The 26,833-nt window shown below is 71.1% G+C and carries 20 protein-coding genes; 13 read left to right on the forward strand and 7 right to left on the reverse strand.

Annotated features, from left to right (window positions below; translation table 11 throughout):
* Positions 1-42 precede the first annotated feature (42 nt).
* Positions 43-864, forward strand: coding sequence for an ion transporter (locus tag ABS52_12685; protein ODT02669.1), 822 nt, complete (start codon positions 43-45; stop codon positions 862-864).
* A 108-nt stretch (positions 865-972) separates the two neighbouring features.
* Here the strand turns inward: ABS52_12685 and ABS52_12690 are convergent, their stop codons facing one another.
* The 5 genes from ABS52_12690 to ABS52_12710 all read right to left on the reverse strand — a co-directional run bounded on the left by ABS52_12690 (position 973) and on the right by ABS52_12710 (position 7,944).
* A complete protein-coding gene (locus ABS52_12690) occupies positions 973-3,072 on the reverse strand; it encodes a hypothetical protein (protein ID ODT02670.1) in 2,100 nt (699 codons plus the stop codon).
* 382 nt (positions 3,073-3,454) lie between these two features.
* Positions 3,455-4,576 (reverse strand): hypothetical protein, encoded by a 1,122-nt coding sequence (locus ABS52_12695; GenBank protein ID ODT02671.1) that lies wholly within the window; start codon positions 4,574-4,576, stop codon positions 3,455-3,457.
* A gap of 249 nt (positions 4,577-4,825) precedes the next feature.
* Positions 4,826-6,076, reverse strand: a complete 1,251-nt coding sequence (locus tag ABS52_12700; GenBank protein ODT02672.1) for a hypothetical protein — start codon at positions 6,074-6,076, stop codon at positions 4,826-4,828.
* A 2-nt stretch (positions 6,077-6,078) separates the two neighbouring features.
* Positions 6,079-6,696, reverse strand: a complete 618-nt coding sequence (locus ABS52_12705; GenBank protein ODT02673.1) for a hypothetical protein — start codon at positions 6,694-6,696, stop codon at positions 6,079-6,081.
* A gap of 192 nt (positions 6,697-6,888) precedes the next feature.
* The gene (locus ABS52_12710) at positions 6,889-7,944 is read right to left on the reverse strand and encodes a hypothetical protein (GenBank protein ID ODT02674.1); all 1,056 of its coding nucleotides are present in this window, start codon (positions 7,942-7,944) and stop codon (positions 6,889-6,891) included.
* A gap of 48 nt (positions 7,945-7,992) precedes the next feature.
* Between ABS52_12710 and ABS52_12715 the strand changes: the two genes are divergently transcribed.
* The 5 genes from ABS52_12715 (at position 7,993) to ABS52_12735 (ending at position 13,099) form a co-directional block, all read left to right on the forward strand.
* Positions 7,993-9,570 (forward strand): L-aspartate oxidase, encoded by a 1,578-nt coding sequence (locus ABS52_12715; protein ODT02675.1) that lies wholly within the window; start codon positions 7,993-7,995, stop codon positions 9,568-9,570.
* 172 nt (positions 9,571-9,742) lie between these two features.
* The gene (locus tag ABS52_12720) at positions 9,743-10,126 is read left to right on the forward strand and encodes a hypothetical protein (protein ODT02716.1); all 384 of its coding nucleotides are present in this window, start codon (positions 9,743-9,745) and stop codon (positions 10,124-10,126) included.
* Positions 10,127-10,132: 6 nt separating this feature from the next.
* Positions 10,133-11,047 carry a hypothetical protein gene (locus ABS52_12725; protein ID ODT02676.1) on the forward strand — a complete coding sequence of 305 codons (915 nt, stop codon included), beginning with the start codon at positions 10,133-10,135 and terminating at the stop codon, positions 11,045-11,047.
* A 43-nt stretch (positions 11,048-11,090) separates the two neighbouring features.
* The gene (locus ABS52_12730) at positions 11,091-12,113 is read left to right on the forward strand and encodes a quinolinate synthase (GenBank protein ODT02677.1); all 1,023 of its coding nucleotides are present in this window, start codon (positions 11,091-11,093) and stop codon (positions 12,111-12,113) included.
* Positions 12,114-12,280: 167 nt separating this feature from the next.
* The gene (locus ABS52_12735; GenBank protein ODT02717.1) at positions 12,281-13,099 is read left to right on the forward strand and encodes a nicotinate-nucleotide diphosphorylase (carboxylating); all 819 of its coding nucleotides are present in this window, start codon (positions 12,281-12,283) and stop codon (positions 13,097-13,099) included.
* A 325-nt stretch (positions 13,100-13,424) separates the two neighbouring features.
* Here the strand turns inward: ABS52_12735 and ABS52_12740 are convergent, their stop codons facing one another.
* Positions 13,425-14,876, reverse strand: a complete 1,452-nt coding sequence (locus tag ABS52_12740) for a hypothetical protein (protein ID ODT02678.1) — start codon at positions 14,874-14,876, stop codon at positions 13,425-13,427.
* 217 nt (positions 14,877-15,093) lie between these two features.
* Positions 15,094-17,160 (reverse strand): thioredoxin, encoded by a 2,067-nt coding sequence (locus tag ABS52_12745; GenBank protein ID ODT02679.1) that lies wholly within the window; start codon positions 17,158-17,160, stop codon positions 15,094-15,096.
* Positions 17,161-17,375: 215 nt separating this feature from the next.
* Between ABS52_12745 and ABS52_12750 the strand changes: the two genes are divergently transcribed.
* The 7 genes from ABS52_12750 (at position 17,376) to ABS52_12780 (ending at position 26,784) form a co-directional block, all read left to right on the forward strand.
* Positions 17,376-18,743, forward strand: a complete 1,368-nt coding sequence (locus ABS52_12750; GenBank protein ID ODT02680.1) for a peptidase M20 — start codon at positions 17,376-17,378, stop codon at positions 18,741-18,743.
* Positions 18,744-19,104: 361 nt separating this feature from the next.
* Positions 19,105-19,638 (forward strand): hypothetical protein, encoded by a 534-nt coding sequence (locus ABS52_12755; GenBank protein ODT02681.1) that lies wholly within the window; start codon positions 19,105-19,107, stop codon positions 19,636-19,638.
* Between the two features lie 349 nt (positions 19,639-19,987).
* Positions 19,988-22,342: a hypothetical protein gene (locus ABS52_12760; GenBank protein ODT02682.1), complete on the forward strand. Its 2,355-nt coding sequence runs from the start codon at positions 19,988-19,990 to the stop codon at positions 22,340-22,342.
* A gap of 202 nt (positions 22,343-22,544) precedes the next feature.
* Positions 22,545-22,787, forward strand: a complete 243-nt coding sequence (locus tag ABS52_12765; protein ODT02683.1) for a D-alanine--poly(phosphoribitol) ligase subunit 2 — start codon at positions 22,545-22,547, stop codon at positions 22,785-22,787.
* 59 nt (positions 22,788-22,846) lie between these two features.
* A complete protein-coding gene (locus ABS52_12770; protein ODT02684.1) occupies positions 22,847-24,031 on the forward strand; it encodes a hypothetical protein in 1,185 nt (394 codons plus the stop codon).
* 120 nt (positions 24,032-24,151) lie between these two features.
* Positions 24,152-25,618: a hypothetical protein gene (locus ABS52_12775; protein ODT02685.1), complete on the forward strand. Its 1,467-nt coding sequence runs from the start codon at positions 24,152-24,154 to the stop codon at positions 25,616-25,618.
* On the forward strand, positions 25,615-26,784 hold the full coding sequence (locus ABS52_12780; protein ODT02686.1) for a D-alanyl-lipoteichoic acid biosynthesis protein DltB: 1,170 nt from the start codon (positions 25,615-25,617) through the stop codon (positions 26,782-26,784). The genes ABS52_12775 and ABS52_12780 overlap by 4 nt, the downstream gene beginning before the upstream one ends.
* Positions 26,785-26,833 lie beyond the last annotated feature (49 nt).

Genomic DNA, 26,833 nt, shown 5'->3' on the forward strand with positions numbered 1-26,833 from the left:
CATCCCGGCCCCGGCCCTCCGATTCCCCCCACTCCCGTCGGCATGCCCCGCGACGACTCGCCCCCCAGCGCGCTTCGCCAACGCCTGCACGAGGTGATCTTCGAGGCCGACACGAGGGCCGGAAAGCTCTTCGACGCCATCCTCCTGGCCCTCATCGCCGCCAGCGTGTCGGTGGTGGTCCTGGAGAGCGCCCCCGCCGTACGGGCGCGCTACGGCCCGGCGCTGCGCCTCGCCGAGTGGAGCTTCACCGTCCTCTTCACGATCGAGTACGGGTTGCGCCTGTTCAGCGTCGGCAAGCCGATGCGCTACGCCACCTCGTTCTTCGGGATCGTGGATCTCCTCTCGGTCATCCCGACCTACTTCTCCGTCCTCGTCCCCGGGGCCCAGAGCCTCCTCGTGATCCGCATCCTGCGCCTCCTGCGGATCTTCAGGGTCTTCAAGCTCTCGCAGTACCTGGGCGAATCGCGCGAGCTCTGGAGGGCGCTGCAGGCGAGTCGCCGCAAGATCCTGGTCTTCCTCTTCACCGTGCTGACGGTGGTGGTGATCGTCGGCGCCCTGATCCATGTGGTCGAGGGTCCCGAGCACGGCTTCACCAGCATCTCCACCGGGATCTACTGGGCGATCGTGACGCTCACCACCGTGGGCTACGGCGACATCTCGCCGCAGACGACGCTCGGGCGATTCATCGCGTCGGCGGTCATGCTGATGGGCTACGGCGTCATCGCCGTCCCCACGGGGATCGTGACCGCGGAGATGACGCGTGCCATGCGCGCCCCGGTCTCGACGCAGGCCTGCCCGCACTGCGCCGCCGAGGGGCACGAGCACGATGCCGCGTTCTGCCGCAAGTGCGGGGGGAAGTTGTAGTCGCTCGTGGCGCCGCGCGCCGCGCCGCGGCCCGGTGTCCCCCCGGAACCCCGCCTCGGGCCCCGGAGACGTCGCCCCTCGCCGGGCGCGGAGCTCGTCAGGCGCCGGTCACGGCGTCGCCACCAGCGACATCCGCAGCGTGCGCGGGGCGCCGGGGAGGATGTTGTTGTTGCCGTGCGACGTGGCGAAGTATGATGCGCCGAGCAGGTTCTCGATGTTCGCCTGCACCCGGAGCTGGCGCGATACGTCGATGAACAGCGCGCCATCCAGGCGCGTGAAGGCGGGGAGCGTCACGCGGTTGTCGATGGCCGCGTACATCCTTCCCTGGTGCACGATGCCGATGGCGGCGCCAACGCGCTCCTGCAGCCGCAGGCGGTTCCAGAGCGAGAGTGACTGGTGCGGCACCAGCGGGACGGTCGCGCCCGCGGCCGCCGAGGTGGTGGCCCGCCGGACCGTTGCCCGCTGCACCGCCCAGCCGCCGGCCACCTGCCAGCGCGACGTGACATTCCCCGTGATTCCGAGCTCACCACCCGTCGAGCGCTGCGCCCCCGTCTGCACGATGCGCCCCGGCGTGTCGGGATCGTTGGCGCGCGTGTTGGTGCGGTCCAGCTGGAAGATCGCAACCGTCACCGCGAGCGAACGGCTCGCGTCCCACTTGATCCCGATCTCGCGGTTCGTGAAGCGCTCGGGGGCGAGCGTCTCGGTCGTCGCATCGAGCGAGGAGAACTGGTCGCCCGAGCTGGGGAGGCTCGAGACACTATACGAGCCGTAGGCCGACACCGCGGCGACCGGCTTGAAGACGACGCCGGCGCGCGGAGAGACGAGGACGTCGGTCCTGTCCCGCGTGAGGCTCTTGCGATGGTCGTCGAAGTCCATGGCGAAGCGGTCCCACCGCACGCCGAGCGTGGTCTGCCAATGCGCGCCCAGCGCGGCCTGGTGCTGCAGGTAGCCCGAGACGACGTGCGCGAGCGCCGAGTTGTCGGCGTCGGTCGCGCTCTGACGGAAGGCGACGGGGGTGCTGATGGTCGGCGCAACGAGCGGCGTCCGGATCGACGTGGCGCTCCCATCGAAGTAACCGGTCTGCCGGAAGTTGTCCGTCTCCTGACGCCCCAACTCGGCACCGGCCAGAAAGGTGTGGCTGACCGGACCCGTGGTACGCCGGGCGACGACGTCGGTCTGGCTGAAGAGGTTCCGTCGCTGGGTGTCGTTGCGGTAGGCGGAGATCGTCACCTCCGAGCCGTCGGCGGTGATGGCTCCCGGCACGGTGTTCTGGTAGCTCTTGTCGTACGTGGTGTAGCGGAGCTGGCTGCGCACCAGGAGGGCGCTCTCGTCGCCACGCTCCACCACCGCGCTCGCCGAGCGCACGAAGGCACGCGAGCGATTGGCGTCGGGGTTGCCGAAGAAGGTACGCGTGGCGCCGGCAAGCGGGGCGCCGTTGAACGACGGAATCCCGCGGTCGATCGTGCGGCGATCCTGGAAGTGCTCGAACCCGAGGCGGAGCGAGGTGGCGCCGAACATCAAGGCGACGGTCGGGTTGAGGCCGACGCGGTCGAGGGCGATCGCGTCGCGGAAGCTCCCGGAGTGCTCCGCCACCCCTGTCAGGCGGGCCGCGGCGCGGGGCGACAGGGCATTGCCCATGTCGAACGTGCCACGCGTGTGGTTGTAGCTCCCCGCCTCGAGTGAGACGTCGCCAGAGCGCATCCACTGCGCCTCCTTGGTGACGCGGTTGACGACGCCGCCGCCTCCGCCACGACCGAAGGCAAGGGCGTTGGCCCCCTTGAGGGCCTCGACGCGCTCGAGGTTGTAGACGTCGCGCAGGTACTGCGCGTCGTCGCGGACGCCATTGACGAAGAAGTCGGCGGTGGAGCTGACGCCGCGGATGGTCGGGGCATCGCGATGCCCCTCGCCCTGTCCCATCGTCACCCCCGGGACGTAGCGCACCACGTCGCCCATGGACTGCATCGCCTGGTCGCGGATCTGCGCGCGGGTGACGACCGTTGCGGCCTGGGGGATGTCGCGGAGCGGCGTCTCCGTCCGCGTACTGGAGCGCAGGCGGGTCGCGCGATAGCCGCGGGTCGTCTCGTGTTCCCCCTTCACCCGGACGGTGTCGAGCCGGGTCGTCTGGCCGTGCGTGCCCCCCTCCTGCGCGCGGGCGTACGACGAAGCGGTGAGTGCGAGGAGGCAGACGGAGCAGGCGGCGCGTATCATGGGAGAAGCGGGACTAACTTTGTCGGGTTTAACCACAAAAGAAGCGGCGAGGATCGCCGAATCGGGGTCACGGCCGGAGGGGAGGGGGTTCCGACGATGACCGCAGGGTTAACTGAGAATGAATATCAGGTAACGCGTCGGGAGTGTACGCGGTAATCCCGAGACTGTCAATCGGGAATACGTAACGAGTGGGGGAAGCGCGCCGGCGCGGGGCGGAGGGCGCCTGCTCGAGGAGGCGGGCGCCTGCCCCGGCGGGCGTCGTGCGTCCGCGGGGGAGCCGTGGGTCGCGGGGGAGGCCGTGGATTGCCGGGGACTGCCGGGGGCGCCGTGGGGCGCCGTGGCGGGACGGCGCCCCCTCACCCGTTCCACGGCTCCAGCTCGCCTAACGTGTCACCGGCGCCAGCTTCACCAGCCCGTTGAGCATGTCCGAGGCATAGAGGGCGTTCCCGGTGAAGTGGACCCCCCAGACGAAGACGGGCGTCCCCGCGCCGGCGACACCAGTCGCCAGCACGCGCCCCATCAGTCGCAGGTCGCAGCGCCCGTCGGCGGCGCGCGGGGCGAAGCCGCACTTCGACAGGTCGCCCGCGATGTCCAGCGCCTGCACGCCGCCGTTGTAGTAGGCGGCGTAGAGGATCCCGCGCCCCTCGTCGACCGAGAAGTTGTGTGTCCCGGCACCCGGAACGTTGAAGAAGGCGACCTCCTTCGGCTGCGTGGGGTCGGAGATGTCGACCACGTGGATGTCGCCCGACGAGGAGGAGAAGAGCGTCGCCGCCCCCTCCTGCCCGACGAAGGCGTAGCGCTTGAGCCCCGTCGCCGGCTCGTGGAACCACCAGATGTTGTGCGCCTCGCCATCCTTGGTGAGGAGCCGCCCGATCTCGATCGGGTTCTGGACGGTCCCGCCCTTGCCGCCTCCGCCGATGTCCCAGATGACGACGCCATCGTTCCACAGGGCGGTGAAGAGGCGCCCGTCGCGCACGTACACGTCGTGGATGAACGGCTTCCCCATGTCGCGGAACATCACCTCGCGCGGGTTGGCCGGATCGCCCAGGTCCACGACCATCAGGCGCGACGGATGGCTGACGCCGTTGTTGACCGACAGGAAGGCGTAGAGCTTCCCGCCGACTCGTTGCAGCTCGGCGGTGTGGACTCCGCGCGTGATGTTGGGTGAGGTGAAGCGCGCGAGCGGCGACGGCCTGGCGGGGTCGGCCAGCGAGTAGATCTCCAACGAGCCGGGGCCGAGCTCGGTGGGAAAGACCAGGAGCTTCCCGTCGTCGCTCACCTGCACGTCACCGGTGGTGCGCACCGACGTCCCGTCGATGACGGGGGGGACGACGACCGAATCGACGAGTTGCGGGGCCCCGCGCACGTCCCAGACGAAGACGGCGTTCCCGGGCAGGCCGGGGTTCCCCCTGACCCCCCAGGTGCTGGTGTACGCGTAGTCCCCCTGCGCCCAGACCTCGGCGGTGTAGCGACTGGTGAGGGTTCCGCGCCCGGTAACGGTCATCACGACGGGGGTCGGGGAGGGAAGGGGATCGATGATCGGGGCGGACGGCGCGTCGTCACCCCCGCAGGCCGCAGCTGCAACCACGGCGGCGAGCGGAAGGAGCCGGCGACGCCCGGAGCGAGGCGTGGGGCGAGGAATGGGGCGACGGGTGGGGCGGGTTGCGACTGACGAGAGGGCGGGCATGGATCGAGGGTAATGGTCGGGTGGCGAGCGAGGCCCACCTTCGGACGGCCGGCCGGGCCGCGAGTTTCAGTGGGCCCGGGGGGGGGACGCGTCGCCGACATGACGCTGCGCCGCGCCGTAGCGCCCGAAGCGCGGGCGCATCGCCCCCGCATGGAGGCGCACCCCCCCCGACAGCATCCAGAGCCGCGAGGCATCATAGAAGATGCGGGGATCCATCGGCGTGGGGTGCGCCAGGGCACGCGGGGCGAGCCACGCCCCCTCGACGAACGGGGCGACGCGCGCCCCGGCCAGGCGCCTGCCCGGCGCCGACAGCTGCACGGTCACGATGTCCCACCGGGTCCGGCCGAGGATGTTGAAGTCCAGGAGGGGACGCACCGAACGATAGGGATCGTCGAGGCGATCCTCCTCGGGGCGCTCGGTACGTTCCGCGCGCGCCGCCAGCTGCACGCCGCGCAGCTGCCAGGCGCCCTCGGCCAGCAGCGACGTGAATGCGAAGCGGGGCCCCGCGCTTGCCCCCTCGCGCGTCCGCGCCCACTCGGCGAACGCATACCGCCAGGCGCCGCTCCCGCGCACCAGCCGGAGCGAGGCGCTCGCCTTGCGCTGGTCGAGCCCCTCGCCCGACGCGAACTCGGGCGACCGGACGCGTGCCGTGCTGGCCGACAGCTCGACCCCGCCCGGCGCGAAGACGGTCGTCCGCGCCGCCCACGAGTCGAGGGCGCGCCCCGCGTTGGGCCAGTCGGACGCCCCCTCGGGTTCGTCGCCGTTGAAGCGGGCCAGCTCCAGCGTCCCGCCCGGCAGCTGCAGCGCCGCCGCCACGAGCCCCCGTTCCATGAGCTGCGCGTGGTGGTGGTTCACCGGGTACTTCACGAAGGGGCGCACCATGGGGTCGTCGGTGCCGAAGGGGACGAACCCCTTCCCCGCGAAGAGCGACGCGCCCACCGCGCCGCGCGTCCCGGCCACGCCCAGCATCGCCTCGTGGAGGTAGGTATGCGGGTGGCGCCGGTCGATGTAGCCCTCGCCATAGCCGTCGGGGTTGATCTCGCCGCGCGAGAGCGTCGCGCCCTCGAAGTTGAGCGTGGCCAGCGCCGCCACGCGCCCCCCGGCCAGCTGCACGTCGCCGAAGAGCATGGGTTGCGAGACGTATCCCTCGGTCACGGGCCGGCCCAGTGCCGCCGGGTTGGCGTGCGAGCCGAGCACCACCGCCATCGCCCCCACGCGACCGCGTCGCGTGGAGTCGCTGCCGACATGGTCCCCGTGCTGCGCGAGGAGTGGCTGGGCGGTCGCCACGGCCAGGGCGACCGCGGCCCGGGCCAGCATGCCTAACGTGCGAGCTCGCGCGCCGGGCGTCCCGCACGCGGCGCAGCCGGGGCGGCGGCCGCGGGGGCCACTGCCGGGTCGGCGGCGGCGGTGGCTGGCGCCCCGTCTTCCACGACGCGCGCCGTGCGGATGAAGTCGAGCCTCGGGAATTCCTTCTCGAGGTAGGCGTTCCCCTCGCGCATGAGGCGCATCTGGTCGGGGCCGAATCCCGACGGGGGACCGTCACCGTAGCCGGCGTAGAGCGAGTCGACCACCGCCATCCCCTCGATCACCTCGCCGATCGGGGCGAACCCCATGTCGTCCAGGGAGCGGTTGTCGACCAGGTTGATGAAGACCTGCGTCGTGCGCGTCCCGGGTCCCGCCATGGCGAACGACATCCTGCCGCGCGTGTTCCCCTGGGTCACCGAATCGTCGGGGATGGCCAGGTTCTCCCATGCCGCATTGACCGCCGGATCGCCGTGCACCCCGAACTGCACCATGAAGCCCGTCACCACGCGGAAGAAGCGCGTGTTGTCGAAGAAGCCGCTCTGGACCAGCTGGTACAGCCGGTCCACTCCCTTCGGCGCCCACGCGCGGTGCGCCTCGACGACGAAGCTCCCCTTGCTGGTCTCGAAGCGCACCCGGAACGAGGCCGGCGCCGCCGACGTTGCGGCTGGCGGAAGCCCGACCTCGGACGCGGGGGGCCTGGGCTCGGAACCACAGGCGGCAAGGAGCGCCACGGCGGCGCCGGCGACGAGCGATCGACGAGCGAAAGGATGCATGTGGAGTCTGGGCGTGGCGATGTGACGGCGAGCGTCAGGACACGAGGGACGTCACGGGAGCGCGCGTGCGTCGAATCGCGCCAGGCGCCCGCCGCTCCCGGAAGCGTAGAACATACCATCCCGCGACGCGCGCACGGCGTGATACCCGGCACGATCGAAGGCGGCCCAGTGGCGGCCGCCGTCGCGCGAGAGGTCGCTCCCGCCCGGGCCGACCGCGATCCCGATGGTGCGTCCGCCGGGACGCCGCGCGAACGCGACCCCCGACCGATAGCCGCCCGGCGGGGCCCCGGTCACCGGTTGCCACGAGCTCCCGGTGGGCGACGTCGCCGCATTCCCCCGCGTCGAGTCCCCCTGCTCGTAGTGCCCGCCGACGATCACGAACCCCTCGCCCGGAACCTCGGCCAGCGAGAAGATCCCCTCCGCCGCGCCCCCCTGCCGCAGCGGCGTGTCGTACGCGACCCACCCCTTCGCGCGGCTCACGTGGCGGTGCACCCGCGCCACCGCACCGCCGGTGCCGATCCACGCCTCCATCGAGCCCGGGGCGCCCCGCAACAGGAGCGAGCTCCCGCTGGCGGCGAAGGCCGCCTCGCCCGGCGCGGCCACCGGGCGCTCGTCCAGCGGGAGGACGCGCCAGGTATCGCCGCCGTCGTTGGTGACCAGCAGGTGGAAGCGTCCGTCGATCGGATCGCCTAACGCCATTCCATGCTGGTCGTCCCAGAAATCGATGGCGTCGAGGAAGACCGCCGAGTCGCCGGCCTGGTACTGTTGCACCCACCGCCTCCCCCCGTCGGTGGTGCGCCAGATGCGCCCCGCGGTCGCCGCCACCCAGGCCACGCGGGCGCTCCGCGCGTGCACGGCGCGCAGGTCCAGCGCCTCGGCGCCGGGGATCGTGTCCACGGTCCACGTCGCCCCGCCGTCGGTGGTGTGCACCACCGTCCCACCGGTCCCGCTGGCCCATGCGATCCGCGCATCCACGACGCTGAGTCCGCGCAACGAGGCGGTGGTCCCGCTGGTGAGCGGGGTCCACTGCCCACGGGCGGGGATTGCCACGGCGCCGAGGAGAAGGGCGGCGCGAGCCAGGGTACGAGCGGGAATGGTGGCGGACATGTGCTGGCGATATCCTGAACGAAGGGGGACCGGAAATCTCGCCGATTCATGCGGGTCGGCAACGCCCCGCCACTCCTCGTCAACCGCGACCGCCTCGGCATGCCCTCCCTCATCCGTACCCGCTTCCTCGTCATCGGGAGCGGGGTTGCCGGACTCCACACCGCCTGGCGCGCCGCGGAGCACGGCGACGTCCTGGTCCTCACCAAGCGGTCGTTGCACGACAGCGCCACCTCGTATGCCCAGGGGGGCATTGCCGCCGCCCTCGGCGCCGGCGACTCTCCCGAACTGCACCGAAAGGACACCCTGGCGGCGGGGGCCGCGCTCTGCGACCGTGAGGCGGTGGAAGTGCTGGTGGAGGAGGGGCCGGCCCGCGTGCGCGAGCTGCAACTGGCGGGCGCCGCCTTCGACCTCGGGCGGAACGGCCAGCTCATGCTGGGGCGCGAGGCCGCGCACTCGCGGCGGCGCATCGTGCATGCCCACGGCGATCGCACCGGCGCCGAGGTGGCGCGCACCCTCATCGAGCGCATCCGCGCCACCGAAAGATCCGATGTCCTCGAGTATGCCCGCGTCCTGGACCTCATCGTGGAGGACGGGCGCTGCGCCGGCGCGCGCGCCAGCGTCATGGGGCAGGCGGTCGAGATCCGCGCCGACGCGACGGTGCTCGCCACCGGGGGGTGCGGGCAGATCTACCGGTACACGACGAACCCGGTCGTCGCCACCGGCGACGGCTTCGCCATCGCGCACCGCGCGGGCGTCACGCTCGCCGACATGGAGTTCGTGCAATTCCACCCCACCGCGCTCGATACCCCGGAGAACCCGCTCTCGCTCATCTCCGAGGCGGTGCGCGGCGAGGGGGCGACGCTGCTCAACGCCGAAGGGGAGCGCTTCATGGTCGCGCGGCACAAGCTCGCCGAGCTGGCGCCGCGCGACATCGTGGCGCGCGAGATCTTCCGCGAGCGGCAACGCACCGGGGCCGTTCACCTCGACGCCCGGTCGATCGGGAAGAAGTTCGTGGAGCGCTTCCCCGGGATCTTCGCCATCTGCCAGCACCGCGGCATCGACCCGCGCCGCGACCTCATCCCCGTCACCCCGGCGGCCCATTACATGATGGGGGGGATCGTCACCGACCTGGCCGGGCGCTCGTCCCTCCCGCAGCTCTACGCGTGCGGCGAGGTGGCGTGTACGGGGGTGCATGGCGCCAACCGCCTGGCGTCGAATTCCCTGCTCGAGGGACTCGTCTTCGCCGAGCGCGTGGCGCGCGACATGTCGACGGCGCCGCGCGTCCCGGCGCCGCGCGTCCCGGTGCCGCGCCGTCGCGCCCGGTGGGACGTCCCTCCGCTCACCGACCGCGGCGCCGCCCAGGTGGCGGCCGACACCATTCGCCAGCTGATGTGGGACCACGCCGGCATCGACCGCAACGCGCGCGGGCTCCGCAAGTGCGTCAAGGCGCTGGATCAGCTGCATGCCCGGCTCGACGAAGGGATGACCGAGGAACGGAACATGTGCGAGACGGCGCGCCTCGTGGCCGCGGCCGCCCTGGCTCGGCGCGAGTCGCGCGGCGGGCACTATCGAAGCGACTATCCCAGGGCCCGCGGGGAGTGGCGCGGCAAGCACATCGAGTGGTGAGCTCGCCGGGCGCCCCGCGCCGACGCGTCCGTGGGCCCGGTCGTCGACGTCGCTGCGAGCGTCCGCTACCTTCTTCGGTTCGTGCTCCCGCGTGCGCTGCGACTCGCCGGGGGCAGCATGCGCAGATGCCCCAGCAGCCGAGACGCACATGATCGTTCGCCTTGCCCTCGCGATCCTCGCCGTATCGGGCACCGTCCCGCCCCGGGACGCCGCGCCGTCGCTCCCGCCGGCAGGCGGAGCGGTCGGTGCGTTCCATCTCCGCCTCACCAAGTCGGAGCCGGCCAAGGACCAGACGGTCGCTCCTCCCACCGCGATCCGCCTCTGGTTCTCGCTGGCACCCGAACTGGCGGTCACGACCGTGCGCCTTCACGATGCCGCGGGACAGGCGGTGCCGCTGTCGCCCGTGCGCCGGGCGGACGCGGCCGGCGCCCCGATCGAGGCCGGCATTTCGCATGCGCTCGCCCCGGGACGCTACACCGTCGCCTGGAAGACGTCGTCCAGGGATGGGCACCCAATGAAGGGCGAGTTCTCCTTCACCGTGCGGGCGGGAGGGTAAGTCCTCGTGCTGGAGGCGCTCGTCGCCCCCGCGGCGCAGGGCATCGTCCGCGCTCTCCTGTTCGCGGGGATCATGGTCGTGGTCGGGGGGTGGTGCTTCGCGCTGCGCGTTGTGCCGGTCTTCGACCGTGACGAGCGCGGAAGCGCCCAGGTGCGCGCGCGCGCCAGCCGAATTTTGCTGCTGGCGGTGGGGGCGCTGGCGATGCTCTTCGCCTGGCGCCTCGTGCAGCAGGCGGCAGCCTTCGCCGACACGCCCTCGGCCTGGGCGACGGAGGCCCCGCGGGTCATCACCCAGACCACCTGGGGGACGGGATGGCTCCTGCAGGGCGCGGCCCTGCTCCTGGTCGCCCTGGCCGCGCCGGGGGCGCTGCGGGGCAACACCCGCGGCACCTGGACGTTAGGCGCCGGCGCGCTCGCGCTGGCGGCGACGCCGGCGCTCGCCGGGCACGCCGTCGGCGCGCCGCGCCTGGCCCCGCTCGCCGTCGCCCTCGACGCGATGCACGTGACGGCGGCCGGTGCCTGGCTGGGGACCCTCTTCATCATCGTCGTGGCGGCGCTCCCGGTTGCCCGAGGAACCACGCCAGGGCTTGCCACCGAGCTCCTCGCGCGCTTCTCGTCGCTGGCCCTCGCCAGTGGCGGCGTCGTCGCACTGACCGGGCTCTTCGCCTCCTGGCTGCACCTCGAGTCCTTGTCGGCGCTCTGGAGCTCGGACTACGGCCTCGCCCTGGTTCGCAAGTTGGTCGTACTGGTCGGGGTGGCGGCGCTGGGAGGGTACAACTGGCGCGTCGTCACCCCGCGCGTGCGCGCCACCGGCGACCTCGCAGCGCTCCGTCGCTCGGCGGTGGCCGAGCTGACCCTGGCGGCGATCCTCGTCGCCCTCACCGCTGTCCTGGTCGCCACCCCCCTCCCGGCGGAGATGTAGCCGAGGGAAACATGGCGCCGTCCACCGGAGTAGATTCCGATCCATGACTGCCACCGTCACGCCTCCTGCCGCCGCGGCGACGCACGCCGAGCTCGTCGCGCAGATTCGCGCCCTCGCGAAAGCGAAGCGCGCCGTCATCCTGGCCCACAACTACCAGCGCCCCGAGGTGCAGGATGTGGCCGATTACGTGGGCGACTCGCTGGGGCTGAGCCGCGAGGCCGCCCGCACCGACGCCGACGTGATCGTCTTCTGCGGTGTGCACTTCATGGCCGAGACGGCGGCCATCCTCTCCCCGACGAAGACGGTGCTCCTCCCCGAACTCGGCGCGGGCTGCTCGCTGGCGGACACGGTCACCGCCGAGCAGCTGCTGGAGTGGAAGAGCGAGCACCCCGGGGCCGTCGTCGTGAGCTACGTGAACACCACCGCGGCGGTGAAGGCGGAGAGCGACTACTGCTGCACCTCGGGGAACGCGGTCGAGATCATCAACGCCATCCCCCCCGAGCAGGAGATCCTCTTCCTCCCCGACATGTTCCTCGGCGCGCACGTGCGGCGCGTGACTGGACGCGAGAACATCCACGTCTGGATGGGGGAGTGTCACGTGCACGCGGGGATCACGACGCAGTCGCTCAACCGGCAGCGCGCCGAGCACCCCGGCGCCGAGGTGCTGGTGCACCCGGAGTGCGGGTGCTCCACCAACGTGCTTGAGGCCATGTCGGCCGGCGCCATCGACAAGGAGGGCGTGCAGGTCCTCTCCACCGAGGGGATGATCCGCCGCCCCGGGGTATCGGAGGCGACGTCGTTCATCGTCGCGACCGAGACGGGGATCCTGTACCGGATGCGCCGGGCCAACCCGGACAAGACGTTCTACGCCGCGAGCGATCGCGCGGAATGCATGTACATGAAGATGACGACGCTCCCCAAGGTGCTGCACGCGCTGGAGCGCATGGAGCATCGCATCACGGTCCCCGAGGATGTGGCCTCCAGGGCACGTCGCGCGCTGGAGCGGATGGTCAGCATTGGCGGAAGCCAGGCGGCGCGCCTGCCGGCTGCGGACCCGGGGGAGTAATCGCGGCCGCGGGCCGTGGGGGAGAGATTGCCGTGGACTTGCACCTGGGGGAGACCGAGATGTCGCCGCACGAAGACCCCGTCACGCCGCCGCGTCGCCTGACGCCCCTCGAGACTCCCGCCGCCAACCCGCGGTCGCCGCTCCGCTTTCCGCTGAGCGCGGCGCAGGTGACGGAGTGGGTGCGTGGCGCCCTCAATGAAGACGGCGCCTTCAACGACGTGACCACGATCGCGACGGTCCTCAGCGACCGGCGGGCGCGGGCTCGGCTCGTGGCCCGGCAGCCTGGGGTGATCGCCGGCGTGGCGTTCGCCATCGAGGCCTTCCGCCTCCTCGATCCCAAGACCTCCATCCGCGTCGACGTCGAGGATGGGACGACCGTCTCGCGCGGCGACACGGTCCTCTACATGTCGGGCCACGCACGCGGACTCCTGTCGGCGGAGCGTGTGGCGCTCAACTTCCTGCAGCGCCTCTCGGGGGTGGCGAGCCATACCGCGCGCTACGTCGAGGCGGTGCGCGGGACGCGGGCCAGGATCCTCGACACGCGCAAGACGACCCCGGGGTGGCGCGCACTGGAGAAGTACGCCGTCCGGTGCGGTGGCGGGGTGAACCACCGCCTCGACCTCTCCTCGTCGGTCCTGATCAAGGACAACCATCTCGTGGCCTGCGAGGGCGACATCTCGGTGGCCATCCGGCGGGCGCGCGAGCTGGTCCCGCGGGGCGCCACGGTCGAGGTGGAGTGCGACTCCATCGAGCAGGTGCGGGCCGCGCTCGAGGCCGGGGCCGACATCATTCTCCTCGACAACATGACGAACGAGTCGATGGCCGAGTGTGTGCGCCTGGCGAGCGGGCGCGCGATCCTCGAGGCGTCCGGCGGGGTGAACCTGGACACGGTACGCGGAATCGCCGCCACCGGCGTCGACCACATCTCCGTGGGGGCGCTCACGCATTCGGCGCCCGCCATGAACCTCGCGCTCGACTTCGAGTAGGCAGCGGGGCCGACATGCACGCCGACCTGCAGAAGACAGTCGGACTAGACCCCTGCCCGGTATGCGGCTCGCCGAACGTGCAGGAAATCCGCTGCAAGGTGATCTGCCTCAACTGCCGCACCATCCTGCAGAGCTGCGCCGATCTCGGCGGGATGGAGCAACAGGCGTAGGGGAGGGAGACGTCCGGCGGCAGCGGCCCGCCCCCCCTCCCGGGCCATGTGATGAGACCGAAGGCGAAGCGCCCCGCAGGCCGTCAGGCCGCGGGGCGCTTCGCTGTCGTCGTGCGCGAGTGCCGGCCCATGCCGGCACCGACCATCGATCGGGGTCAGGGAACGGTGATCGTCGCGCTGGCCGGGAAGCCGTTCACCGAGGCCGTGATGATGGCGGTCCCGGCGGCGCGCGCGGTCACGGTCACCACCTGTCCCCCGGTGGGGGGGACGGTGGCGACCGCCGTGGCGTTGCTCGCGAAACCGATGATGGGGCGGTTCACGACGAGCGAATTGCCGTTGGCGTCCCTGATGGTGACCGTGAGCTGCACGGTGCTCCCCACCTGGACCGTCGCCTGCGACGGCGAGATGCTGACCTGGTCGACCTGCGGCACGGTGATGGTGAGCGGGGCGGTCGTCGAGACGTTGTCGATGGTCGCCGTGATCGTGGCGCTGCCGACCGTGTTCTGCGCCGTCACGATCACCCCCGCCGAGGCGGCCGCCGTCGAGAGGACGAGGTTGTTCGACGCCGTATAGGCGATGGTACGCCCGAGGAGCGAGGGGATCACGTTCCCCGCCGTGTCACGCACCACCGGGTTGAACTGCTTCTGGTCGTTGGGGATCAGCGTATCGGCCACCTGCGTGAAGGTGACCGACCCGACGGGGATCAGCGTGACGGTCACCTGCAACGTCGCCGTGCGCCCTTCGCACTCGGCGGTGATCGTGGCATTCCCGACCCCAACCGCGGAGACGAGCCCCTGTTGGGTGACGGTGGCCACCGTGGGGTTGTTGGTGAACCAGGTGACGGTGCGCCCCGCAAGCGGCAGGTTGGCGGCGTTGCGCGGCGAGGCCGTGATTTGCAGCTGGCCGCCGATGCGCAGGAGCTGGGCGACCGGCGGGTTCAGCTGGATGGAGGCGACGGCCTCGCGCGTCACCGTCACCACGGCACTGGCGAGCTTCCCTTCCACGCCGACGTAGATCGTCGTCGTCCCCTCGGCGATCGCCGTCACGAGCCCGCCCGTGCTCACCGATGCCACGCTTGGCTGCGACGAGGAGAAGTTGAGGACGCGGCCGCTGATCGCCGACCCGTCCGGGGCGAGGACGGTGGGGACGAGCTGCCGCGTCGTGCCCACGGTGAGGGAGAAGTCGCCCGTGTTGAGCACGACCTTGTCCACCGGGTGGATGACCTTCACCGTCGCCTCGATGAACCGCCCGTCCGCGGTCGCGCGGTACAGCCCCGACCCCGCCGCCTTCGCGGTCAGCACTCCGGTCTTGCTGTCCACCGTGAAGACGTCGGGGGCCGAGGAGGTATACGTGATCGCGCGCCCGTCCCTGATCTCCGTGTTGTTCGCGTCGAGCATGGTCACCGCGAACGGGGCCGATGCGGTCGTACGCCCGACGAAGAACGAGTCGGCCCCCGGCGTGATGCGGAGCGAGGCGATCGGCGTCGGCGGGATGCTCTCCGTGCACGCCGCGCCCGCCACTGCGGCAACGGCGAAGGCCAGGCGAGCCAGTCGGCGTGAGGCGCGCGCGACGGCAGGCGAGGATCGGTCGGAATCGGTGGTGTGCATTCGCTCGGACGAGGTGATGACTCCGCGAGACAGCGGGGGGGCGAGCCGATCGGGTGCCGAACTGCGACACCCGGGAATCGACGCCCCCCGGAACCCTCGGATTATAGCCGCACCCCTCAGTGCGATGATGCCGAGGGGGGGCCGGCTGTGACCCTCACAGGGACGAGCCACGTGCGACGGCGGATACCCTGGTGGAGCAAGGGGGGTGCCAGCGTCCCTAGCGCTCGGCCGGTGGCGGTGCCGGCCGGCGGGCCGCCGCCAATTGGGCGACCAGCTCGTCCGGGCGGCTGGTGGGGGCCTCGCAGCGGTACTGCCGGCAGAGATACGCCATGGCGTGACCGTCGGGAGCGTCCCGCCCCCGGAGGAGGGCGAGCGAGCTCGTCGGCTGCGGTTCCCCCCCCGCCAGGATCAGCGAGGGAGCGTAGGTCGCGGCCAGGGCGTCGCGCAGCGCGGCGAACGCCGGCACGGACGGATCGCCGACGAGCACCACTTCGGTGGCGCCGTGGAGGGCCATGTCGGCCACCCCCAGGAGGTGCCCGAACGACGACGGGTGCCGCGCGAGCGCCTCGGCCACCCCGCCGCAGATCCGGTGCGCCAGCTCGGCGCCGCGCCCCTCGCCGGTCACCACCGACAGGCGCAAGAGTAGTTCCGCGGCGAGCGAGGTCCCGCTCGGCATCGCGTTGTCGGTGATGTCGCGCGGACGCGTGATCAGCGTCTCGTGGTCGTGGGGGGTGTCGAAGAAGGTGCCGCGCACCGGATCGAGGAACCGCTCCACCGTGACATCGGCGATGGTCATGGCCTCGGCGAGCCAGCGCCCGTCGAAGGTGAGTGCGTACAGGTCCAGGAAGCCCAGGGCGACCGCGGCATGATCTTCGAGGAAGCCGATCTCCTTGACCACCCCTCGCCTCGACACCCGGAAGACGCGCCCGTCGCGTACCAGGTGCGTGCGGAGGAATTCTCCGTTCCGGATCGCGAGGTCGCGCAGCGCCGGGTCGCCGAAGACGCGTGCCCCCTCGGCCACCGCCCGCAGCATGAGCCCGTTCCACGAGGCGATGACCTTGTCGTCCAGGGAGGGCCACGGGCGTCGCGCCCGCTCGGCGTACAGGGCGCCGGAGGCCCGCGACAGGAGATCCGTCAGCTGCATCAAGGTGAGGCCATGGCGCCGCGCGACCACCGACGGGTCGGCAGCCACGCACAGGATGTTGCGCCCCTCGAAGTTCCCCCCCGGCGTGACGCCCCAGTACTCGCGGACGACCGGCGCGTCGTGGCCGACGATCGCCGAGAGCTCCTCGTCGTCCCACACGTAGAACCGGCCTTCGTGTCCCTCGCTGTCGGCGTCGAGCGACGAGTAGAAGCCTCCCTCCGGTGACGTCATCTCGCGCGCCACCCACCCCAGCGTCTGGCGGACGGCCCGTTGCACCTCCGCATCGCCCGTCACCTGCCACAGGTGCACCCCGAGGCGCGCGAAGAGGGCATTGTCGTACAGCATCTTCTCGAAGTGCGGCACCAGCCAGCGCTCGTCGACGCTGTAGCGATGGATCCCGCCTCCCACCTGGTCGTAGATCCCGCCCCGCGCCATGGCGCGAAAGGTGGTGGTGGCCATGTCGAGGGCCAGTTCGGTCCCGGTGCGCGCCCAGTGCCGCACCAGGAAGTCGAGCGCCATGGATGGGGGGAACTTGGGGGCGCCACCGAAGCCGCCGTGCCGCTGGTCGAAGGTGTGCGCCAGTGACCGGTAGGCCGCCTCGAGCACCGCCGGGTCGAGTGCCTCGCCCCCGGCCGCCAGCGAAGCCGAGGCGTCGAAGACTTCGCGCAGCTGACGGGTGGTGTTGGCGATGGCGTCGCGTCGGTCGCGATAGGCATCGCTGATGGCCATCAACAGGCGCGGGAACGACGGCATGCCGTGCCGCTCGACCGGAGGAAAGTAGGTGCCGCCGTAGAACGGCTCGCCTGCCGGCGTGAGGAAGACCGTCATCGGCCACCCCCCGTGCCCGGTCATCGCCTGCACCGCCTGCATGTAGATGGCGTCGAGGTCGGGGCGCTCCTCCCGGTCCACCTTGATGTTGACGAAGCGCTCGTTCATCAGCGCGGCGGTCGCCGGATCAGAGAACGACTCGTGCTCCATCACGTGACACCAGTGGCAGGCCGCGTAGCCGATGCTCAGGAGGATCGGCTTGTCCTCGGCCGCAGCGCGCGCCAGTGCCTCGGGGCCCCAAGGGTACCAGTCCACCGGATTGCCGGCGTGCTGCAGGAGGTAGGGGGAGGATTCGCTGGCCAGGCGGTTCATGAGGACGAGAAGACGAGAAGACGAGAAGACGAGAAGACGAGAAGACGAGAAGTGGGGAGCCCCTGCGGGGGGGCGGCGGCCCTCTGGTGTGAAGATGCAGGGTGGTGAGTGGAGAGGAAGGTACGGGCGGCACGGTTGAATTTCGCCCTTCGCACGACGCACCTTCCCTTTGCCCTTCACCCTGCGCCCGTCGCCCGACTCTCGCTCCCCGGCCCATGCCCGCCCTCGACTCGTACATCGCCTCCAACAGCGACCGCTTCCGTCGCGAGCTGTTCGACTTCCTCCGCATCCCGTCGGTGAGCGCGCGTTCGGAGCATGCCGGCGACGTGGCGCGGGCCGCCGAGTGGTTGCGCAGCGAGATGGCGCGCCTCGGGTTGGAGGCGAGCATTCACCCCACCGCCGGGCACCCGGTGGTCCTCGGGGAGTGGCGAAAGGCGGGGGCGGAGGCGCGCACGATCGTGATCTATGGGCACTACGACGTGCAGCCGGCGGAGCCGCTCGACTTGTGGGAGTCGCCGCCGTTCGAACCCACCCTGCGGGACGGGAAGATCTTCGCCCGGGGGGCGGTCGACGACAAGGGACAGCTCTACTTGCACCTGAAGGCGATCGAGTCGTACCTGGCGGCGCACGGCGCGCTCCCCGTGAATGTCGTCGTCCTCGCCGAGGGCGAGGAGGAGGTCGGAAGCGAGCACCTGGCCCCGTTCGTCGAGGCGCACGCGGAGCGCCTCGCCTGCGACGGCGTGGTCATCTCGGACTCTCCGATGTTCGCCCCGGGGCTTCCGTCGGTCCTCTCGTCGCTGCGCGGCCTCGCCTACTTCCAGATCGACGTGGAGGGGGCCACCACCGACCTGCACTCGGGGAGCTACGGCGGGGCCGTGGCGAACCCGGCCATGGCGCTGGCCCGCATCCTCGCGACGTTCCACGACGCCGACGGACGGGTGGCGATCCCGGGCTTCTACGACGTCGTGCGCGCGTGGGATCCCGCCGTGCGCGCGCAGATGCGGGCGCTCCCCTTCGACGAGGGTGCGTTCCTGCGCGAGACGGGGGCGCCGTCGTTAGGCGGGGAGGCGGGGTACACGACCCTGGAGCGCATCTGGACCCGCCCGACCTGCGAGGTGAACGGCCTCCTGAGCGGCTACACCGGCGAAGGAGCCAAGACGGTCCTCCCGGCCAGGGCGATGGCGAAGGTCAGCTGCCGCCTCGTCCCCGACCAGGACCCCGAGACGGTGGAGCGCCTGCTCGAGGCTCACGTCGCCGCGGTCCAGCCGCCGGGAGTCACCGTCACGGTGCGCGCGTTGCACGGCGGCAAACCGTGGCGCGGCGAGCTGTCCGGGGTCCTCTTCGAGGCGGGGTGCAAGGCGCTCGAGCGCGCATTCGGGCGCGCCCCGGTCATCGTGGGTGAAGGAGGATCGATCCCGGTCGTGCACGACTTCACGCGCGTCCTCGGCGCCCCCGTCCTCCTGATGGGATTCGGCCTCCCCGGCGAGAACGCCCACGCGCCGAACGAATGGATGAGCGACGCCAACTACATCGGGGGGATCCGGGCGGCGGCCTTTCTCTACGACGAACTCGCGCGTCGCTGAGGACAGGCCGCGGGTCCCTGGCTCCCCCACCGAACGGGGGGGCGAGCGTGGCTCGTGGTCGCGCGACTCCGTCGTGGCCCGCGGCCCTTGGGACTCGCGGGGACGCAAGTCCGTCCTCGGCGAAGGACAGCCTGGCAGGCGCACGTCTGGTTCGGGACTCGTAATATCTTGCGGCCAAAGCACTTGGCCGACGGCCAGGTCGCGGCACCGCGCGTGCATACCCATGGGGCGTACCTCAACTGGAGCATCCATGTCTCGCACTATTGTCCGTTTCCGCCGTTCGGCGTTTGCAGCTGTCGCACTCCTCGCGTGCGTCGTCCCCGTCTCGCGCCTCGCGGCGCAGAAGCCCACGGTCGCGCGTGTGACACCGTATGTCGGCTACATGACGTTCGGCGACTACGTCGATGGCCCCCTCGGGACCAGCGTCAGCAACGAAGGAGCGGTCGTGTATGGCGGCACGCTCGCCCTCGACGTCGCGCCCCAGCTCTCGCTGGTCGGGAACCTGGGATACACCGAGAGCGACCTGCGCGTGCGGATCCCCATCGTCGGCGGGGTCAGCATCGCGAACACCCGGATCCTCCTGTACGATGCCGGGCTGCAGTACCGCTTCGGCACGCCGGGGGCGTTAGGCACGGGGGCCATCCCGTTCGTCGAGGGGGGGCTGGGCGCCATCCGGTACGAGGTCAGCAAGGGGCCGCTCACCACCAACACCACCAACTTCGCCGGGAACGTCGGCGGCGGGATCGACCTGCATGTCAGCCGGAGCCTCGCCTTCCGGGGCGCGGTCAAGGACTACATCGGCAAGTTCGACTTCAAGGAGGCGACCTCGTTCAACCTGGACAGCAAGGTCGCGCACAACGTCGCCTTCACGGCCGGGATCAGCCTCGCGTTCTAGCGGACGAACGGGCGAGGGAGTCGGAGATGGGCGGGCGGGGGCGTCGCGAGACGCTCCCGCCCGCTCGATTTCCGGGATGGGAGCGACGGCACGGCGCGGCCCCGCGACATCGGCGAGCCATGGCGGCGGGGCGCGGCTCATGCACATCCGCTGGCGCCAGTGCAGATTCCGGAGCACCGCCGGAAGCGCCTCTCCTCGTTTCGTCCATCGCCTCGCACCACTCACGGCACGCCGCGGGTGCGATCGTCCCCGGAGAACAACGTTCCCGCCCGCCGTGCGCGTATCGACTCGGCGCCGCGCCCCGTGCGGCCGAGCCGCCCGCCCTTCGCATCCTGACTGACGACACGTTGTGCTGACCCCCCTCCTCGCCACGCTGGCCCTTCTCCTGCCATCGGACCCGCCCAAGGGCGGGGTCTTCCACGGTCGCCAGGGGCAGCTCGACGTCTCCCCGCCCCGGCTCGAACAGAGCATCACGGTGGACGGTGTCCTCGGCGAGCCGGCGTGGGGCGAGGCGGCGCTCCTCACCGGGTTCTCCCAGTTCCAGCCGGCCGACCAGCGCGCCTCGACCGACTCCACCGAGGTCCTGGTCTGGTACTCGCCGACCGCCATCCACTTCGGGATCCGCGCCTTCGCCCCGGCGGGGGCGACGAACGCCCGGCTCTCGGACCGGGACAAGATCAGCGCCGACGACTATGTCGAGATCATCCTCTCGACCTTCAACGATGGGCGGCAGGCGTTCACCTTCGGTGTCAACGCGTTAGGCGTGCAGGCCGATGGGACGATCAACGAGCTGTCGACCGCGACGTCGAGCGGTAGCGCCGGCGCGGCCGCGCGCGTGGCCGCCGATCTCAGCGCCAACTTCGTCTACGAGTCCAAGGGACGCCTGACCGAGTACGGCTACGAAGTCGAGGTGCGGATCCCCTTCAAGTCGCTGCGCTACCAGCCCAGGGCGGTGCAGGACTGGGGGTTGCAGCTGGTGCGCAAGGTGCAACACCTGGGGCACGAGGACACCTGGACGCCGGCCCGCCGCGATGCCGCCTCGTTCCTGGCGCAGTCGGGGCGGCTGGTGGGGCTTCGCGACCTGCGCCGCGGCGTCGTGGTCGACCTCAACCCGTCGGTCGTCGCCTTCCAGAACGGCCACCGGAAGGGCGACCTGGGGTGGGGGTACGACCCGCAGGGGCCGGAGTACGGCGGAACCGTGCGCTGGGGCGTCACCAACAACCTCACCCTCAACGGGACGGTCAATCCCGACTTCTCGCAGGTCGAGGCCGACGTCGTCGCGTTCCAGTACGATCCGCGGCAGGCGCTCTTCTACCCCGAGCGCCGTCCCTTCTTTCTCGAGGGGATCGAGAACTTCGCGGTGGGGAACAACCTCATCTACACGCGCCGCATCGTGCAGCCCGACGTCGCGGTCAAGCTCACCGGGAAGGCGCTCGGCACCAACCTCGCGTTGCTCACCGCCCTCGACGATCGCTCGACGTCGCTGACCGGGGGCGGACATCCGCTCTTCAACATCCTGCGAGGGACGCGCGACCTCGGGCGTCAATCGCGCCTCGGTGTCACGTACACCGACCGCATGGATGATGGCGACTTCAACCGCGTGCTGGGGCTCGATGCCCGCCTGGTGGCCCGCAAGATCTGGTCGCTGTCCATGCAGGGCGCGCTCAGCAGCACGCGCGTCGACACCAGCACGACGACCGCGCCGCTGTGGGCGGCGACGCTCGCACGGCAGGGGCGTCGCTACAACTTCTCCGCGCGCATCAACGCCATCGACCGGGACTTCGATGCACAGGCCGGCTTCATCTCCCGGCGCAACGTCGTCGACTACGTCGTCGCCAACACGTGGAGCTTCTTCCGTCCCACCGGGTCGTTCATCGAGACCTGGGGGGTGACCGTGCGTGGCCAGGGGACCGGGCCGTACGACGCCTTCGTGAACGGGCGCGCGTCGCAGGATCGCAAGCTGCACTTCACCTCCAACGCCGCGCTCCGCGGCGGCTGGCGCGTGAGCGGGGCCCTCTTCTTCGAGAACTTCGGCTTCGACAAGGAGCTCTACGCGGGCTACTACGTCGAGCGCGACCTCGGGACCCACAAGGACACGGTGCTCTTCACCGCCGCCGGCGACCCGCGCCTGCACAACGTCGACCTGATGCTGAACGTCACGACCCCCGAGTGGGGGAAGTTCTCCGGCGACTTCCAGTACATCGGCGGCAAGGACGAGAACTTCGACGAGTGGCAGTCGGGGCTGATCCACTTCGTCACCGCCAACCTCCGCTTCCGCCCCACCGATCAGCTGCGGGTGGAAGGACAGTACCAGCACCAGGAGTTCAATCGCTGGACCGACGGGTCGACCGTGAGCATTCGCAAGGTCCCGCGCCTCAAGGTCGAGTACCAGGCAACGCGGTCGATCTTCGTCCGGATGGTGGGGCAGTACGACACGCAGGAGAAGCTCGACCGTCGCGACGACGGGCGCACCAACGATCCCTTGCTGCTCCGCAACGCCGATGGATCGTTCACGAGGCTCAGCGGCTTCAAGCGCAATCGCGTGCGCGCCGACTGGCTCTTCTCGTACCAGCCCACCCCGGGGACGGTCTTCTTCCTGGGGTACGGGAGCTCGCTGGTCGAGCCGGAGCCGCTCAAGCTTCGTGACCTGCGGCGCGCCGCCGACGGCTTCTTCGTGAAGTGGTCCTATCTCTACCGCATCTGATGACCGTGTCGGGCGCCCGGGGGTGACGGCGTGAGGGGATCGCGGGCGGCGCCGACAGGTGCCGCCTCGCCAAGCCGGCTCGGCCCGCGAGGTGGCCATGCGGAATCGCCGCGGATGATGGGCGCGCGGGCCGCCGCTGGGAATCCGGGCTTTCTGCTCGGAGTTAATCCGGGGTTCATGGCCTTCTCATAAGCTCTCTCCCATGGATCTGGGAGAGCGCGTCGCGGAGATCATCGCCCGGGTCGCCGATACGGACATCGTCATCGGTGACCGTGAAGTGCGGCTGTACGATCGGGGGATCCTCGACTCGATCGCGACGGTCGAGCTGCTGCTGGAGCTGTCACGCGAGTTCGGGGTCGAGCTCTCGCCCGCCGAGGTCGACCGCGAGGAGTGGGCGACCCCGAATCGCATCGCGCAGTACCTGGAGCAAAGGATCGCAAGGTGAGCGGCGCGAGGGGAGCCCCTCGCGAGGAATCGGCTGTTGCGTCGCACGCGACCGCCGCGGTGTGGTCGACGCTGCTCATGCTCGCGATCCTCCTGGCCGGGTGGTGGTGGAGCGGCCGGCAGGTGGCCGAGCGTGCCGACGTGATGGGGGGGACATCCTGGCCGACGCGGTCACGCGGGACGATCCTCCTTCGTGCTTCGCTTCGCCCCCCCGATGTGGTGCCGCTCCTCGGGACCTCGGAGCTGGTCCGCCAGCGCGAGAACCGGCCGGACGAGTTCTTCGCCACGAGTCCGACGGGATTCCGCGTCGTCGCGGTCGGCCAGGCGGGAATGGTCCTCGTGCAGCACGCGCTCGCCGTCGGCGCGATGGGGTCCATCCTGCGCGGCCGGACGGTGGGTGTCCTCGTCTCCCCGGGCGAGATCGTCCTCCCCGACACCGGCGGACGCCAGGGGTGGTTCCGCGGGAACTACTCGCGTGTGCAAGCCGCGGCGGTCTTCATCGGCCAGGCGCTCCCCGACACCCTCACGCGCGACATCGCCCGGCGCCTTCTCGCCTACGACGGGCTGGGGAGCGATCCGGTGATCGAGGCGCTCGTGAGGTTCCGCGCGATCGGCGGCGCATGGGGGCGCCTCGGCGCCCGGCTTCTTGCACCGGCGGCGTGGCTCGATGCGGCGTGGCTCGCCCTCGTCGATCGCATGGAGGGGGCCATGGCGCTGCGCCACTTCACCCCCGTCAAGCGGCTGACGCCGTCTCCCGCCGTCCCGGTGAAGTGGGCCGCGCTCGAGTCCGTGGCGCGCGCGGACTACGCACGCCAGTCGAGCAGCAACCCCTTCGGCATCGACGACGACTGGTGGAAGCAGTTCGAGAAGTACCTGACCCAGAAGCAGCCGCCCGACTTCGACGCGCGGCAGGCGACGCTCCTGCGGGACGGTCCGGCGTGGGGGGAACTGGCCCTCCTGGTGCGCACGATCCAGGCGGTCGGCGCCACCCCTGTCCTGGTCCCGATGCCGATGAAGGGATCGCTCCTCTCCCACGCAGGGGTTCGGGCGGAGACGCGCGCGCTGTACTACGACCGCCTCGACTCCCTCGCGCGCGCTCACGACGTGGCCCTGATGGAGGCCCGTGATTTCGATCTCGACAACCTCTTCATGCACGATCACGCTTCCCACCCCAGCGCCGTCGGCTGGCTGCTGATGAACCAGGCGCTCGATTCCCTCGTCCACCATGCGCGTGTCACCCGCTAGGCGCCGGTTCCTCGTGCTCATCGTCGGCTACCTCGCGATCCAGCTGGCAGCGCTCTGGTTCGCGCAGGGCGACGCGACGGCGACGCCGAGCTTCATCTACCAGGCGTTCTAGGGGGGCGCGTGGACTTCCTGGACCGGATCCTGTCCTGGGGGACGCGCGCTCCCGACCGCGTGGCGCACGTGAGCGCCACGCGACGGATGTCGTACGGGGAGCTGGTGGGGCGCGCGGCGACGCTGGCGCGCGAGCTCGCCACGACGCTCCCGAACGACCGTGCCCCCGTCGCCCTCGTCGGCCACCGCGAGCCGCAACTACTGGTCGGGATGCTCGGCTGCGCCCTCGCCAATCATCCATACGTCCCGATCGACGACGCGCTCCCCGCCCCCCGCGTCGCGCGTATCCAGGAGATCGCGCGGGTGGCGACGACGCTGACGCCGGACGACATCGATCGACTCGCCCCTGTTGGGAGCGCCCTCCCCGCGCCGCTCGCGCGCGCCGGTGACGACCGCTTCTACATCATGTTCACCTCGGGGAGCACCGGCGAGCCGAAGGGGGTGCAGGTCACCCGCGGGAACCTGGCGGCGTTCATCGACTGGATGCTCGGCGAGCAGGCCTTCACCCCGGGCGGCGAGGTCTTCCTGAACCAGGCGAACTTCTCGTTCGACCTGTCGGTGATGGACACCTATCTCTCGCTGGTGACCGGCGGGACGCTGGTGAGCGCGACGCGAGACCATGTGGCCGACCTGCGCGCGCTCTTCACCCTCCTACGCGAGACGCCCTTCACCACCTGGGTCTCGACCCCCACCTTCGCGGGGATGTGCCTGGCCGAGCCGGCGTTCTCGGCGTCGATGCTCCCACGGCTTCGCCGCTTCCTGTTCTGCGGCGAGGTGCTTCCGCGGGAGGTGGCGCGCGCACTCCTGGCCCGCTTTCCGTCCGCTGCGGTGTGGAACACCTATGGCCCGACGGAGGCCACGGTGGCCACGTCGTCCGTGCGCCTCGATCACGCGATGGTGGAGGCCAACGATGCGCTGCCTGTCGGGCGCGCGATGCCGGGGACGTGGGTGGAGGTCGTCGACGCCGACGGGCGGGTCGTCCCGGAGGGAGGGCGGGGCGAGATCGTCATCGCCGGCCCCAACGTCAGCCCGGGCTACCTGGGGCGCGACGACCTGACGCAGGCACGCTTCACGCGGCGCCACGGGCATCGGGCCTATCGCACCGGTGACTGGGGGCGCTACCGGGGCGACCAGCTCTTCTGCGAGGGGCGCATGGACCAGCAGGTGAAGCTGCGCGGCTATCGCATCGAGCTGGGGGAGATCGAGGCGCACCTGCGCGACGTTTCCGGGGTCCGCGATGCGGCGGTGGTCCTCGTGGTGCGCGACGGCACCCCCCACTCGCTCGTCGCGTTGCTTCTGGCGGAGGACGCCCGCGGCGATCACGAGGCGCTGGCGCGCGAGGCGAAGGCGGCGCTCGCCGCGCAGCTCCCCGCCTACATGGTGCCGCGCCGCCTGCGGGTGGTCGATCGCTTCCCGATGACGGCGAACGGCAAGGTGGATCGGGCGGCCCTCGCCGCCGAGGCGGGGGCGAGATGACGCCCTACACGGACCTCCTGTTCGGCGGCCTCGCCCTGTACGTCGTGCTGCCGGCCATCGCGCTGGGCATGGCCGGGCGCCTGCGGTGGTCCTGGGTGCTCCCGTCGACCCTGGCGATGTTCGTCGTGCAGCTGGCGCTCACGCCGGGGCGCACGACCGCGGTGGCGTGGCATGCCGTCGCGGCCGGGGCCGGCTGGACGCTCTGGCAGTGGGCGTGGGCGCAGGTCGCCTTGCGCCTGCGGGGGGATGCGCGGCGCTGGCGGGTGTGGTGCCTCGTCGGGATGGCGCTGGCGCCGTTGCTCCTGCTCAAGTTCTCCGCGGCGGCCGGCGTCCACCAGCTCGTGGGCTTCCTCGGGATCTCGTACGTCACCTTCCGCGCCGTCGACGTGCAGCTGGCGATCCACGACGGACTGGTGACGACGCTCCCGGTGTCGCGGTACCTCGCGTTCGTCCTCTTCTTCCCCACGATCTCGGCCGGACCGATCGATCGCTACCGCCGGTTCGTGAAGGATCTCGAGACGCCGCCGACGCGCCAGGCGTATCGCGCCCTCCTCGACGAGGCCGTCCACCGCGCCTTCATCGGCGTTCTGCTCAAGTTCGTCCTCGCGGCCGCGGTCCGCCGGTGGTGGCTCGAGCCGCTCACCGACCAGCGCGGCGCGTGGGCGACCCTGTCGTACATGTACGCCTACTCCGCATACCTCTACTGCGACTTCGCCGGATACAGCGCCTTCGCCGAGTCGCTGAGTCGCGTCTTCGGGATCCGGACCCCCGCCAACTTCAACCAGCCCTGGCGCGCGCGGGACCTGAACGAGTTCTGGAACCGCTGGCACATCTCGCTCTCCTCGTTCCTGCGCGACCACGTCTACATGCGGTTCGTCATGGCCGCGCGCCGCCGCGACTGGTTCCGCTCGCGCGCCATCGTCTCGGCGATCGGCCTGGTGCTCACCTTCGGGGCGATGGGCGTCTGGCACGGGACGGCGCGGCACTTCGTGGTGTATGGCCTCTACCACGCCGTGCTCCTGATCGCGCTCGAGTGGTGGCGCCGCCGCCACCCGCGCAACCAGGCGGACGCCGATGCGCGCCTCCTGCCACGCCTGGCGGCGATGGTCCTCACGGCTCACGCCGCGGCCTTCGGCTTCCTGATCTTCTCCGGGCGGCTCTTCTAGCGGCACAGGCCCGAGGGCGGTCCGCGCCGCCCGCGGCCCGACGGTGCGT

The sequence above is a fragment of the Gemmatimonadetes bacterium SCN 70-22 genome (assembly GCA_001724275.1).
In the GTDB taxonomy this organism is placed as follows: Bacteria; Gemmatimonadota; Gemmatimonadetes; order Gemmatimonadales; family Gemmatimonadaceae; genus SCN-70-22.

Coding starts and splice junctions, on each gene's coding strand:
- ABS52_12730 (ODT02677.1), top strand. CDS start 11,091: ATGACTGCCACCGTCACGCCTCCTGCCGCCGCGGCGACGCACGCCGAG.
- ABS52_12780 (ODT02686.1), top strand. CDS start 25,615: ATGACGCCCTACACGGACCTCCTGTTCGGCGGCCTCGCCCTGTACGTC.
- ABS52_12700 (ODT02672.1), bottom strand. CDS start 6,076: ATGCTGGCCCGGGCCGCGGTCGCCCTGGCCGTGGCGACCGCCCAGCCA.
- ABS52_12690 (ODT02670.1), bottom strand. CDS start 3,072: ATGATACGCGCCGCCTGCTCCGTCTGCCTCCTCGCACTCACCGCTTCG.
- ABS52_12740 (ODT02678.1), bottom strand. CDS start 14,876: ATGCACACCACCGATTCCGACCGATCCTCGCCTGCCGTCGCGCGCGCC.
- ABS52_12750 (ODT02680.1), top strand. CDS start 17,376: ATGCCCGCCCTCGACTCGTACATCGCCTCCAACAGCGACCGCTTCCGT.
- ABS52_12695 (ODT02671.1), bottom strand. CDS start 4,576: ATGACCGTTACCGGGCGCGGAACCCTCACCAGTCGCTACACCGCCGAG.
- ABS52_12765 (ODT02683.1), top strand. CDS start 22,545: ATGGATCTGGGAGAGCGCGTCGCGGAGATCATCGCCCGGGTCGCCGAT.
- ABS52_12710 (ODT02674.1), bottom strand. CDS start 7,944: ATGTCCGCCACCATTCCCGCTCGTACCCTGGCTCGCGCCGCCCTTCTC.
- ABS52_12745 (ODT02679.1), bottom strand. CDS start 17,160: ATGAACCGCCTGGCCAGCGAATCCTCCCCCTACCTCCTGCAGCACGCC.
- ABS52_12715 (ODT02675.1), top strand. CDS start 7,993: ATGCGGGTCGGCAACGCCCCGCCACTCCTCGTCAACCGCGACCGCCTC.
- ABS52_12685 (ODT02669.1), top strand. CDS start 43: ATGCCCCGCGACGACTCGCCCCCCAGCGCGCTTCGCCAACGCCTGCAC.